The organism is Aeromonas sp. s8, from assembly GCF_040907785.1.
In the GTDB taxonomy this organism is placed as follows: Bacteria; Pseudomonadota; Gammaproteobacteria; order Enterobacterales; family Aeromonadaceae; genus Aeromonas; species Aeromonas veronii.
This window is the reverse complement of record NZ_JBFOCL010000041.1, coordinates 1-11,932: the sequence shown is the minus strand read 5'-3', so window position 1 is coordinate 11,932 and position 11,932 is coordinate 1. Positions and strand designations below refer to the sequence as shown.

The window sequence follows — 11,932 nt, the reverse complement described above, 5'->3', positions numbered from 1 at the left end:
GTCAGTATGGCATAGAGAGTACTGGATGAATAGACAGTCATGAGATGAAATGCGCATCATCCGGCGCACGCCATCTGCTCTTTTTTCTCCACCAGCAGCCGCTCGTTTTGCCACATCCGGGCGGTGACCTCGACCCGATAGGGGCAACGCAAACTCAGCCCTATTTTGCCAACCGCCATGACCACTCCAGCCTGCAGCGACAGATTGCGGCTCTGGCGCTGAGTCGTCCTCCCGGCAGCCCCTTCGCCATACACCAGCAACCTGAAGCTCACCTTCAAGTTGCGCTTGCTGAGCAGCGTCGGTGAAAGTGACAGCCCCTGTTCGCTCTGCACCATATTGAGGGACAAGCGGATCGACGGATCGGGTTCTATCTCGGTTTCCCTTGCAGTTGCTGGTGAAGGAACGCGATAAACCAGCATCAACCCACAGAACAGCACCAATAAAAGAGGGGCCCGCAGGCCCCTGAATACGGAAACAACCATCAGTTGCTACCAGACCCCTGATAGACATAGGCCATGTTATCGCTGCCATAGACAGTCACATTGGCAGTGTTGAGGCTGTCGATTTGTGCAACGTCGACTTCGTTATTACCACCACCCATGCCGCCATTGACGTAAACGTTGGCCACGTGTTTTTCACCGAACTGGCTCACGGTGAGCGTGTTGTCGCTACCCAGATAGGATTCGACCTTAGCATTGTTCAGCTCGCCATCCTGGGTCACTTTGACTACAGAGTCAGAGTGAGACGCATCGGCATAAGCCCAGTTGTCAGTACCTTTCTGAGCCACGACCAGCTCGTTGTCTGAGCCCCAGGTCCAGGCTCCTTTGCCCTCAACGCCACGTGCGGCGGCAACCTGGTTGCCAGTGCCGTTCTGGTCAATATCGACCTTGTTGCGACTACCTTCCTCTTGCACTGCATTGGCATAGTTGTCGCTACCCAACTGATCGATAGTGACAGACCCACCCACGCTGCTGGCCAGCTGATCAACCACTGCCTGGTTATTGCTGCCATTCTGAGTGACCTGTGCAGTGTTGCCAGCCCCCTGCTGGTTGGTATCGGCCTGGTTGCCATTACCCAGCTGAGTCACGACCGCCGTTTCACCAGTGCCGCTCTGTCTGGCGTTGGCGATGTTCTCGTTACCATTCTGGGTGATGGTCAACATATCATCGGTGCCACTTTGGTCAGAGTCGATCTGGTTACGACTCCCGGTCTGGGTCAGAAAGGCGGTTTCACTGGAACCAGCCTGCTTGGCCAGCAGGTTGTTCCCTTGTCCGGCGGTCGCACCAGACTGCTGGGCTGTCACGCTGCCAGCGGTCCCGCTTTGCTCCACCGTTGCCACGTTGGCCAGCCCCAGCTGAGTGACCTCGGCAGTGTTGTCATTGCCACTTTGCTTGACGACCGCAGAGGTGCCCTCGTTTGCGCCGTAACCGAAGTTGCTTGTACGTTGTGCGACTAAGGCCGTGTTATTGCCACCCTCTTGAGCCACGCTGGCAACGGCACCATCGGATTCGCGTTGATCGACATCCGCAATATGCCCACCTTCTCCTGACTGGGTAATGGTCGCGCTGGCATAATCAGACCAGTAGTTATTGATCTGCGCGCTGTTACCATCCGCTTGCTGCTCAATCACTGAAATGGCGCCGTTACCATCATCCTGTTTAATGAGAGCATTGTTACTGTCACCGAGCTGGCTCACCCGGGCCGTGGCCTCACCGTTGTAGTACTGCTGGGTAATCGAGGCCTTGTTCAGTTGCCCGTTGGTATCAATGGTCGCGGTCGATTTATTGGTCACCCCCTGCTGCAATACCTCCCCTTCGTTCTGGCCACCGGCTTGCTTGATATCAGCAGTGGAAGCACCGGTATTGCGCTGCTCGGTCGAGGCGAGGTTGTCGTTACCCTGTTGATAGATCGCCGCCTTGTTAGCCGTGCTCTCTTCGACCTGCTGGATGTACGCCAGGTTGCCGCTGGAGAATTGAGCCTGAGTCACCTCAGCCTGATTGCCAGTAGATGCCGCCCAAGCGGTGCTGGTCGCCAGAAGAACTGCCGAGGCAATGATGGTACGTTTAAACATGATTTCCCTCTCGTGCTAATGGTTGAGCCTAGGCTCAGTTGGTTTGAACGACATTTACTTGCTGATTGGCTCCCGTCTGAATAACGGTTGCCGCCAATCCGTTACCGTTTTGCTCGATGCTGGCCAGATTGCCATCACCCAGCTGGATCGCCCGGGCCTGATTGTCTGCCCCTTGCTGACTGATCCAGGCTTCATTGCCGCTGCCTTGTTGCAGCAGCCAAATCCGGTTATTGATACCCGCCTGATAGAGCTCGGCGCTATTGCCTTCGCCCAGTTGCGCGCCATTGACCCAGTTCTCATCTCCCACCTGGGAGAGCGCCAACTCATTGGCCCAACCCTGTTGCAGCAGGCGCGCCTGATTCAGCTCCCCTTGCTGGGTGAGGTGCAGTTGCTGCTCGCTACCGAGTTGCCACAACAGAGCCTGATTCCCATCGCTCTGCAGACCGGAATCCAGCTCGCTTGCCATCGCCAGCTCGTCGAAAACGGCAGGCTCTGCGGCGAGTTGCGGGGCGCCCGATATCAGCAGGAAAAAGAGAGCACTCAACAGGTGTTTCATCGCGCCATCGCCTTGTTGGAAAACGCCCACAGTATCCCTGTCAGACCAGAGGCGGCCTATCAGGCACTCCGCTGATTCGAGGATGAAAAGCGCCGCCCTGTCGCTGAGCAGAAAGTCTTAATTCGTATTCGATGGAGGCCAAAAAAATGCCCTCCACCAGGGAGGGCATTGCGCGAGCGGGAAAACTCAAAGCAGCGGGGCATTGTCTTGCAGGTACTCCTGCAGGATCGGATTGTCTATATCCCGCTGGTCGGCCAGTTGCCACAGATTGTCCCGCACACCATTGGCAATCAACCGGATCACCCCGGACTCGATAGCCGACATGACACACATCTGTACCGGCTCATTGGTGCTGAAACCGGCCTCGGCCTCCAGCAGGCGCTTGTACTCGACGAAACGGAATACCCCGGCCTGCACCTGTTGCGACAGTACTGTCTTGGAGGTGGTGACACTGTTCAGGATCCGGCCTGAACGGATATCGACGGCTCGCAGATTGACCGTCACCTGATCGACCCGGTACTCCCCGCTGGCACCGATGCCAAAATACTTGGCCCCCGCCCCGCCGGTGCGCACATTGCTGTCATAGGCGACGATCCCCCCCTCGATCAAGATGTTGGCGGCGACCAGCGAGGGCAGTTGATTGGCATTGTTGCCGGGAACGTTGGGCTTGTTCTGGGCCGCCCGCACAATCTTGCGTTCGGTCAGCAGGTTCTGCAGCCCTTCCCGCTCCAGCGGCACAAACCATTGGGAATCCCACAAAGCCGTGCTCAGCATGGCCACCCCGCCCTGAGTGACCGCCGTGGAAAAGTTGGACGCCGGTGCTGGCAGGTACTGACCGGTCTGATCGCGAAAATCGTAGACGGCCGCGACAATTTTCCCTTTTGGCTTGGGCAGACTGATCAGCTCCTTGTAAGAGACGGATCGCGGCATCAGGGTTGCCTTCTCATCGGCAACGGGCGAGCCGATATGGGTCGCACAGCCAGCCAGCGCAAGCAGGGGCGCTATCAATAACAGTTGTCGTTTCATCGCGCCCTCAGTCGGCAATCAGGCCATTCACTTCGATCATGGTGGTCTGGTTGGTCACCCGGTCGGTGATCGAAACCACCAGGGTGCCATCTTCATCCACCACATTGATGGCAAAATCATCGGTCACCAGACTGCCGCTCTGGCTGCCATCCTTGCCGATATCGGCCAACAGCTGGCTGATCAGGCGGGATTGCAGGTTGGAGGTCAGGCGATCCAGCGCCGAGGTGCCGCTGCTACCGCTGCCACTGGCGGGATCCTTGTAATCATTCTGCGCATTGGCGGTGCCAAGCAGATGACTGCTGTTGAGAGGGTTACCCCCAAAGCTGGGGTTGACGGGGCGATAGACAAGCTCCGACGCATGGAGCGCTGGCGCTATCAGTGCTGCAACTAGCCATAACCGGGCACGCATGAGAAATATCCTTATAGTTCATCATGTTCCAAATCGAAGGTATCCATGAACAGGGTCGCGATCTTCTGCTGTTCGAGGGTCTGCCTGACCTGTGACCAAGCCAGTTTGGCGCTCTGCTCCTGTTGATTGCGGCCGGGAGAGAGCGCGGTTTTAAAAATCACCTTCCGGTTATGGGTGATCCAGATCAGGCTGCCCCAGCGGGCTGTCGGGCGCTCATGAATCGTCAGATTTTCTCTGGCATCCGGGTCTTCATCACTGCGCAACCGGGTAAATTCGTTATAAAAGCCCTGACCGAAGCGGGTAAAAGTGCGATCCAGCACCAAACCATCCACATCCAGCCGATCACTCTCCTGCTCCGGCTGCACCGACTCCAGCGGTGCATCGGCCTCGGCCGCCACAACGGTCGTGCAGCCCCAGAGCAGCGCGAGGCAACACGCAAGAGAGAACGCTTTCATCAGTGGGAGTCCGGAGCATCGAGATACTCTTTGGCCCAGCTCACCGCCTGGATCCGGTTCTTCACATTCAGCTTTTTAAAGACGTTATAGAGGTGGGATTTGACGGTGTGCTCGCTGACAAACAGGCTGTCGGCGATCTCGACATTGGAGGCGCCCGTCATCAGATAACGGATGATCTCCTGCTCTCTGGCGGTCAGCAGAGTGTCGTTACGCAGCAGATAACTGTTGCCCTGGCGATAGTATTCGACCAGCTCGCACAGCAGGTGGCGCGGCATCCAGTACTCGCCCAACAGGATTTTCTGCAACCCAGCAACCAGTCTGTCGAGCGGATCCTGACGGAAAAACAGACCGCAGATCTGCGGCCACATCAGCAGCAGGTCGCGATCCGTCGCAGTGGGAGCATTGAGCAGCACAGTGGTCGCCATGCCAAAGCGTTCGGAGATCGCCCGGTTCCAGCCCAGTGACTGTCCAGAGCGGATATAGTCGAGATCGATGAGAAACAGCGTGCCGTCACACTGGTTATCTAGCTGATTAATCTCGTGGATTAGCTGGACGGGACGGCTCAAATGAGAGATGAGGTATGCAGCAAATGTGCTGGCCTGCACATTATTTTCAGTGACCAGTGCGATCGGGCATGCGGCTTTCATTGTGTGCTCTTCCTTGAACCTGTAAACCACCTAATCTGGCCGACTGAGTCTACCAAGGAGGTATGGGAGCACAATATTAAAAAAGTATGAGAATGGATCTCATAAATATCGTAACCATATGTTTTTAGTCGATTTAAAAACCTGTTCCAATTCGCCAATCAGCCAGCATAACAGGAATATATGGCAGAAATGTGATGCCGGACGCGCCGGAAACAGCTGCAACCCGACCATCACTACAGCAGGAGCCAACAGTTGCCTTTGGCACATCAAGCCGGTTAAGGATGCTGCCAATCCGCTTCGCAACTGTTACTATGACCGTCACATGCGTCTGCGGGACATTGCGCCCCGCACACAGCAACTAATCAGGTATCTAGTCGTGTTGGACCAGGTTTCGACCTGGCCGGTAAATAAGGTGGAAGAGAGATTATGGCCAGTCGAGGCATCAATAAAGTCATTCTGATCGGTAACCTCGGGCAAGACCCGGAAGTACGCTACATGCCGAGTGGCGGTGCTGTGACCAACATTACTCTGGCTACCTCTGAAACCTGGCGCGACAAGCAGACTGGTGAGCAGAAAGAGCGTACCGAATGGCATCGCGTCGTCTTCATGGGCAAGTTGGCCGAAGTGGCTGGCGAGTACCTGAAGAAGGGCTCCCAGGTCTATGTGGAAGGCAAACTGCAAACCCGCAAATGGCAGGATCAGAGCGGCCAGGAGCGCTACACCACTGAAGTGCTGGTCGACAGCTTCACTGGCGTGATGCAGATGCTGGGTGGCCGTCCGCAAGGCGGTCAGGGTATGGGCCAGAACATGGGTGGCCAATCCCAGGGTAACTGGGGTCAGCCACAGCAGAGCATGCCTGCCCAGCAGCCGATGAATCAGCAGCGCCCGGCACCGGCTCCGCAGCAGAACATGCAGCCGCAAGGCGGTTATGGCCGTCCTGCCCAGCAGCCGCAATCTGCGCCGCCGGTATATAACGAGCCGCCGATGGATTTCGACGACGATATCCCTTTCTAAGAACAGAATATTGAAAAGGCCCTGATAACTCAGGGTCTTTTTTTATGCACTCAGGCTAACCTCTCAGCCCGAAAGGGATATAACGCTTTTTGGTTGCCTCCCCTACAGTGATGGATATTCTCCACAGGAACGCTTTGTGAAAAGTGCAATGAAACTGCTCACCCCTTTATTGCTACTGCTGACCAGCATGCTGTCCTGCCAGTTGCAGGCAACACCACTCAAGGTCGGGGTCAGCTTTGCCATCCCTCCATATGTGATCGAAAGTAATCAGAGTGGCATCGAGCTGGATCTGCTGAAAGAGGCGTTCACTGGCAGCGGCTATGAGCCCAGCTTTGAATTTCTGCCGCTGGAGCGTACCTTCCGCCTGTTCGAGTCAGGAAAGCTGGATGCCATCATCAACGTCAGACCCGGTATGGTTGATCCTCACGTTCTGACCCAGCCCGTTATCACCTTCCATAACCGGATCTTCACCCTGCGCAGCACCCACATCAGTACTCTGGACGATCTGCATTCAAAACGGGTCACCGCCTTTCAACGGGCAAGGATCATTCTGGGGGGCGCGTTCGCCACCATGGCCAACCAGAATCCCCACTATGAGGAGGTAGCCAAGCAGCAGGTGCAGGTACATCAGCTAATGCGCGGCAGGGTGGATGCAGTCGTACTGGAGGAGCGGGTGTTCTACTACTACCTCGACCAGCTGATTGCCACCGCTCAGGCAGGCGAGCACTACGAGCGCAATCAGGTCAGGCAAGCAGACCTCTTCCCGCCCACCGTCTATCACTTTGCCTTCCGAACGGCCGATGCCCGCAATCTGTTTGATAAGCGCCTTGAGGCAATGCGTCAGGATGGTCGTTATCACCAGATTTTCGCGGCTTACGGCGCCACGCCGTGAGCCACAAACATAAAAGCCAGCCGGTAAGGGCTGGCTTTGTACTGGCTCCGAAGGAACAGCAGTAGGGGAGCGTTACTTCATTGCACTGCCGTTTTTCAGTTCTGCTTTCTGACGTTTGGCTTCGCGTTTCTCTTTCAGTGACATCTGCGGTTTTTTCTTGGCATCTTTGCCGTTGTGATGTTCTTTGTTACTCATCATCAAACTCCAAAAATGTTACCCAGACAGTTGGTTCCTCATGGGAGCCAGCATGCCATCCGAATCATCAAATTCAGTACGCTTGGTGGGATGGTGCAAGACCATCACCAGACCCAGCATACCCTCCAGCGGCATCCGGATCCAGCCTCATTCTCGTCCAAAAAATGCTGTGCTCCGCCCCCTGAGCGCGGAGGCCAAAGGACCTCGACAGGAAAGACCAAAAAAGAGTAATTCGCATTATTAAATGTTGTCACGCTTATATTAAGTCATCGTTGGCTAGATATTTTCACGGAGAAATATAAATCCCTCTCATTATTTATTGCCGCGCAAGAGGTCACCATTTTAATAAGCATTCGCAATATCATCGGAAACATCAGATTACAACACCGAATAGGTTATTTCCGGTCAGCCGGATATAATGCGCGCCGCACCGAAATATCCGTTTTTATTCAGGAAGCTGTGACATGAACAGAAAAACCAGAGCCGCCATGGTGTCGGTCTGCTCCAATATCAGTCTGATCATCATGAAAATGGTGGCCGGTTTCGCCAGCGGCTCGGTCAGTATCATCTCGGAGGCGATCCACTCCGCCATGGATCTGGTGGCGGCCCTGATCGCCCTGTTCGCGGTGAAAAAGTCCGATCTCCCGCCCGATGAACGCCACCCCTATGGTCACGACAAGATTGAAAATGTCTCCGGCGTCATCGAAGCACTGCTTATCTTGCTGGCCGCGGGCTGGATCATCTTCGAAGCCGTCGACAAGCTGATCTCCCCCAGCCCGATTGAAAGCATTGGCTGGGGCGTGCTGGTGATGGTGATCTCGGCGCTGGTCAACAGCGGTGTCTCGGCCTACCTCTACAAGGTGGCCCGAGAGGAGGAGTCGGTCGCGCTGGCTGCCGATGCGCTCCATCTCAAGGCGGATGTGCTCACTTCAGCCGGTGTCGCCGTCGGTCTTGGCGGGATCTGGCTGGCCGGTCTGTTTGGCCATTCACTCGCCATCCTCGACCCGCTGGTCGCCATTGCGGTCGCCATCTTTATTGTCAGAGAGGCCATCAGCATGCTCAACGAGGCCTTCCAGCCGCTGATCGACCAGAGCATGAGCCCGGAAGAGCTGGCGATGACCAGCCGCATCATCACCGAATGCTGCCCTGCCGCCAGCGGTTTTCACGATCTGCGCAGCCGTCGTGCCGGTCGTCGTCGCCATATCGACTTCCACCTCACCCTACCCCCGGAGATGAGCATCGGCGAAGCCCACGATATCTGTGATCGCATCGAACACGCCATCATGGCGCAGCTGCCCCACGCCATCGTGCTTATCCACGTCGAGCCGGAGGAACAAGAGCTGCCCTCGCCGCTCGCCATAAATTGAAATGTGGCAAACAGGCGGGAAAGTGGCAGCGAAATAACGGAAAGTTGGCACAAACCCGCATTTTTACTGCCGGAAAGCCGATTGCATAAGAAGTGATCGGCACAACTGTGTTAGGGTGTCTAACCACCCTGCCGCAGGAGCGCGCCGTGAAAAAGCTGGAAATGAAAGATCTGACCGAGGCCGAAAAAGCCGAGATAGCCTTGTTATTGCAAAAGGCACAAGCCAATGCAGACCACCAGCTGACCAACGGAGAGCGGAACAAGATCCGCGAAGAGGGTCGCCTGAAAATTGTGGCGGACCGCGCCGAAGCAGCCAAGGCTGCCTCCAAGCTGGCTCGCGAGAAAGCCAAAGAGCGCGCCAAGAATCAGGTACTGCCGGAAACCTTCAGCTGGATTGATTCGGTCAGCAACAAGTTTCGCAGCAAGCGCTGATCCCTTCTTGCAAAACGCCCGCTGGCACTTGGTGCCAGCGGGCGTTTGCATGTCTGGGCGATGCTCGATGCGCCAGATTTGGCGCTGCCATTGATTTGCCGCTCAGAAGCTAATCGCAGCAGCAAAGAAGTGATTTACATTGTGAGTTAGAGAGAACGACAACTGACAATCCCCATCTATCGCCACCTTTGCATTTTTTCTCATATTTTTTGCCAGAACTGGCTACATAGTCAGGACAAAAAAGCCGAATCTGGCTTGCCACAGGGTGATATGAGTCTGCACTGATTTTTCTATGCCGTTGAAATGCATCATGTTTACTATAAAAAATGATATTTTTGGCTGTTACAAAACATTAATATCGAGATAAAGTTTGCTTTAAAAATGAGAGCGTGTTTTAATCTTTCTCGATGGTTCGGCAGTTCAGACCTGATTATGTTAGGCAGTCATTTTAGTAAAGCAGTGATTAGCATAAGCGTTATCCTCGGATAATTCTTATCAAATAATTCTCCTTCTTTAGTGCTCCCCATACGTATTGCTGACGAAAAATCAAAAATTGCCATTTAGGTGGCATTCAACACTATTTAAGGAAATTATTATGTCTAACAAAATGACTGGTACCGTTAAGTTCTTCAACGCTGAGAAAGGTTTTGGTTTCATCTCCCCGGCTGACGGCAGCAAAGACGTGTTCGTACACTTCTCCGCTATCCAGTCCACCAGCTTCAAAACTCTGGACGAAGGTCAGCGCGTTGAGTTCACCATCGAGCAAGGCCAGAAAGGCCCGGCTGCTGCCAACGTAGTTGGTCTGTAATTCAAGCCGGAGCATGCTGCTGATGGCTCATGCCAACTGCTGACAGCTCTGCAAGAATTTAAAAAAACCCGCTTAGGCGGGTTTTTTGTTTTTCCCCGCTTTTTCCTCACAGATCACCCCTCCCCCGACCGCTTGATCCCTCCCTTACACGCTCTCACCGCTTGAGTCTTAGAATGAGCTCCGAATGGACTCAAAATGTAAAATAGTGACGAAAAAGTCAGGTTATCCGCTGTATTTGCCGCGAATTCTTGCTATTTTGCGCGCCACCAACGCAAACGATTTCCTTCACACTTTCAGGATTAGTTATGGCAAAGCAAGATATGGCCGCCCAAACAGGGACAGGCGGCTTTCTGGACTCTTATTTTTCCATTTCTGCGCGCGGCAGCAGCGTGCGTCAGGAGCTGGTCGCGGGGCTGACCACCTTCCTGGCGATGGTCTACAGCATCATAGTGGTGCCGAACATGCTGGGTGCCGCCGGCTTTGAGCAGGGCCCGGTGTTTGTGGCCACCTGTTTGATCGCCGCCTTCGGCTCCCTGCTGATGGGTCTGTGGGCCAAGCTGCCGATGGCTATCGGTTGCGCGATTTCCCTCACCGCCTTTACCGCCTTCAGTCTGGTGCTGGGTCAGGGGCTGAGCATTCCGGTCGCTCTGGGCGCCATCTTCCTGATGGGTGTGCTGTTTACCCTGATCAGCGTCACCGGCGTGCGCCAGTGGATCCTGGACAACCTCCCCTCCGGCATCGCCCACGGTACCGGCATCGGTATCGGTCTGTTCCTGCTGCTGATCGCCACCAACGGTGTTGGCATGGTGATCAAGAACGAAGGGGCCGGTCTGCCGGTTCAACTGGGTGAAGTGACCGCCTTCCCGGTCATCATGACGGTGCTGGGTCTGGCCGCCATCTTCGGTCTGGAGCGTCGCAAGGTGCCGGGCGGCATCCTGATGGTGATTATCGCCATCTCCATCCTCGGCCTTATCTTCGACCCGAAAGTAACCTGGCAGGGCTTCTTCGCCATGCCGAGCCTGACCGGTGAGAAAGGCTCACTGGTTGGCAGCATGGATCTGCTGGGCGCCCTCAATCCGGTAGTCATTCCGACCGTACTGGCGCTGGTGATGACCGCCGTGTTTGACGCCACCGGCACCATCCGTGCCGTGGCCGGTCAGGCTGGCCTCATCAACGAACGTGGCCACATCATCAGCGGCGGCAAGGCCCTGACTGCCGACTCCGTCAGCAGCATGGTGGCAGGTGCCGTTGGTGGTGCTCCGGCTGCCGTCTACATCGAATCCGCCGCAGGCACCGCGGCCGGTGGCAAGACCGGTCTGACCGCCGCGCTGGTCGGCGTGCTGTTCCTGCTGATGATCTTCCTCTCCCCGCTGAGCTATCTGGTACCGGCTTACGCCACCGCACCGGCCCTGATGTACGTCGGTCTGCTGATGCTGGGCAACGTCACCAAGCTGGACTTCAGCGACTCGGTCGATGCGCTCTCCGGCATGCTGTGCGCCGTCTTTATCGTGCTGACCTGCAACATCGTGACCGGCATCATGCTGGGCTTCGTGGCCCTGGTGGTCGGCCGCATCTTCGCTGCCGAGTGGAAGAAGCTCAATGTCGGTACCGTCATCATCGCCCTGGCGCTGGTGATCTTCTACGCCGGTGGCTGGGCCATCTAACCCGCCCGCATATTCCGGTTGTAGCGAAGGGCCCTGCGGGGCCCTTTTTCATGGCTGTGTCCCGTCCTGAATATGGTTTACACCTTTCCCCCCAATAAATGGAGAGCCCGATGCGACAAGGTGTGAAACGGACACAGCGCGATTACTCGCTGACTTTTAAACTGGCACTGGTCGAGCAGATTGAAAAAGGCGAGCTCACCTACAAACAGGCTCAGGTGCGTTATGGCATTCAGGGCCGTTCCACCGTTCTGGTATGGTTGCGTAAACATGGTCGGCAAGATTGGAGCCAGGGGGCTTCTGTACGTGCCGGCAGGAGCATCACCATGCCTGACCCCGACAACCAGACGCCCGAACAGCGCATCAAGGAACTCGAGCAACAGCTGGCGCTGATGAGTCA

14 protein-coding genes and 1 pseudogene are annotated in these 11,932 nt (G+C 55.7%); 7 read left to right on the top strand and 8 right to left on the bottom strand.

Annotated features, from left to right (window positions below):
• Positions 1-56: 56 nt before the first annotated feature.
• From csgH to AB5Y86_RS14250, 7 genes are all read right to left on the bottom strand, one after another.
• Positions 57-347: a curli-like amyloid fiber formation chaperone CsgH gene (gene csgH, locus AB5Y86_RS14280; RefSeq protein ID WP_368193128.1), complete on the bottom strand. Its 291-nt coding sequence runs from the start codon at positions 345-347 to the stop codon at positions 57-59.
• A gap of 134 nt (positions 348-481) precedes the next feature.
• Complete coding sequence (locus tag AB5Y86_RS14275; protein ID WP_368193126.1) at positions 482-2,071, bottom strand: curlin; 1,590 nt, start codon at positions 2,069-2,071, stop codon at positions 482-484.
• A 34-nt stretch (positions 2,072-2,105) separates the two neighbouring features.
• Positions 2,106-2,627 (bottom strand): curlin, encoded by a 522-nt coding sequence (locus AB5Y86_RS14270; protein ID WP_257688027.1) that lies wholly within the window; start codon positions 2,625-2,627, stop codon positions 2,106-2,108.
• A 186-nt stretch (positions 2,628-2,813) separates the two neighbouring features.
• Positions 2,814-3,653 carry a CsgG/HfaB family protein gene (locus AB5Y86_RS14265; protein ID WP_368193124.1) on the bottom strand — a complete coding sequence of 280 codons (840 nt, stop codon included), beginning with the start codon at positions 3,651-3,653 and terminating at the stop codon, positions 2,814-2,816.
• 7 nt (positions 3,654-3,660) lie between these two features.
• A complete protein-coding gene (locus AB5Y86_RS14260; RefSeq protein WP_042063493.1) occupies positions 3,661-4,062 on the bottom strand; it encodes a curli assembly protein CsgF in 402 nt (133 codons plus the stop codon).
• An 11-nt stretch (positions 4,063-4,073) separates the two neighbouring features.
• Positions 4,074-4,517, bottom strand: coding sequence for a curli production assembly/transport protein CsgE (locus AB5Y86_RS14255; protein ID WP_052447194.1), 444 nt, complete (start codon positions 4,515-4,517; stop codon positions 4,074-4,076).
• A complete protein-coding gene (locus AB5Y86_RS14250) occupies positions 4,517-5,164 on the bottom strand; it encodes a LuxR C-terminal-related transcriptional regulator (protein ID WP_042080923.1) in 648 nt (215 codons plus the stop codon). Before AB5Y86_RS14250 ends, AB5Y86_RS14255 begins: the two co-directional genes overlap by 1 nt.
• 426 nt (positions 5,165-5,590) lie before the next feature.
• Between AB5Y86_RS14250 and AB5Y86_RS14245 the strand changes: the two genes are divergently transcribed.
• Together AB5Y86_RS14245 and AB5Y86_RS14240 are read left to right on the top strand one after the other, a co-directional pair.
• Complete coding sequence (locus tag AB5Y86_RS14245) at positions 5,591-6,178, top strand: single-stranded DNA-binding protein (RefSeq protein ID WP_005340181.1); 588 nt, start codon at positions 5,591-5,593, stop codon at positions 6,176-6,178.
• Between the two features lie 148 nt (positions 6,179-6,326).
• Positions 6,327-7,070: a substrate-binding periplasmic protein gene (locus AB5Y86_RS14240; RefSeq protein WP_368193141.1), complete on the top strand. Its 744-nt coding sequence runs from the start codon at positions 6,327-6,329 to the stop codon at positions 7,068-7,070.
• 72 nt (positions 7,071-7,142) lie between these two features.
• Here the strand turns inward: AB5Y86_RS14240 and AB5Y86_RS14235 are convergent, their stop codons facing one another.
• Positions 7,143-7,268 (bottom strand): hypothetical protein, encoded by a 126-nt coding sequence (locus AB5Y86_RS14235; protein ID WP_019445191.1) that lies wholly within the window; start codon positions 7,266-7,268, stop codon positions 7,143-7,145.
• Between the two features lie 461 nt (positions 7,269-7,729).
• Between AB5Y86_RS14235 and AB5Y86_RS14230 the strand changes: the two genes are divergently transcribed.
• The 5 genes and pseudogenes from AB5Y86_RS14230 to AB5Y86_RS14210 all read left to right on the top strand — a co-directional run.
• Positions 7,730-8,632, top strand: a complete 903-nt coding sequence (locus AB5Y86_RS14230; protein ID WP_368193121.1) for a cation diffusion facilitator family transporter — start codon at positions 7,730-7,732, stop codon at positions 8,630-8,632.
• Between the two features lie 146 nt (positions 8,633-8,778).
• The gene (yjbD, locus tag AB5Y86_RS14225) at positions 8,779-9,063 is read left to right on the top strand and encodes a DUF3811 domain-containing protein (protein ID WP_005340165.1); all 285 of its coding nucleotides are present in this window, start codon (positions 8,779-8,781) and stop codon (positions 9,061-9,063) included.
• Between the two features lie 595 nt (positions 9,064-9,658).
• Entirely contained in the window at positions 9,659-9,871 is a 213-nt protein-coding gene (cspA, locus tag AB5Y86_RS14220) for an RNA chaperone/antiterminator CspA (RefSeq protein WP_005316548.1), read from the top strand.
• Positions 9,872-10,176: 305 nt separating this feature from the next.
• Positions 10,177-11,535: an NCS2 family permease gene (locus AB5Y86_RS14215; RefSeq protein WP_005340164.1), complete on the top strand. Its 1,359-nt coding sequence runs from the start codon at positions 10,177-10,179 to the stop codon at positions 11,533-11,535.
• Between the two features lie 110 nt (positions 11,536-11,645).
• Positions 11,646-11,932 (top strand): annotated as a pseudogene (locus tag AB5Y86_RS14210) (IS3 family transposase); the annotation flags it as partial.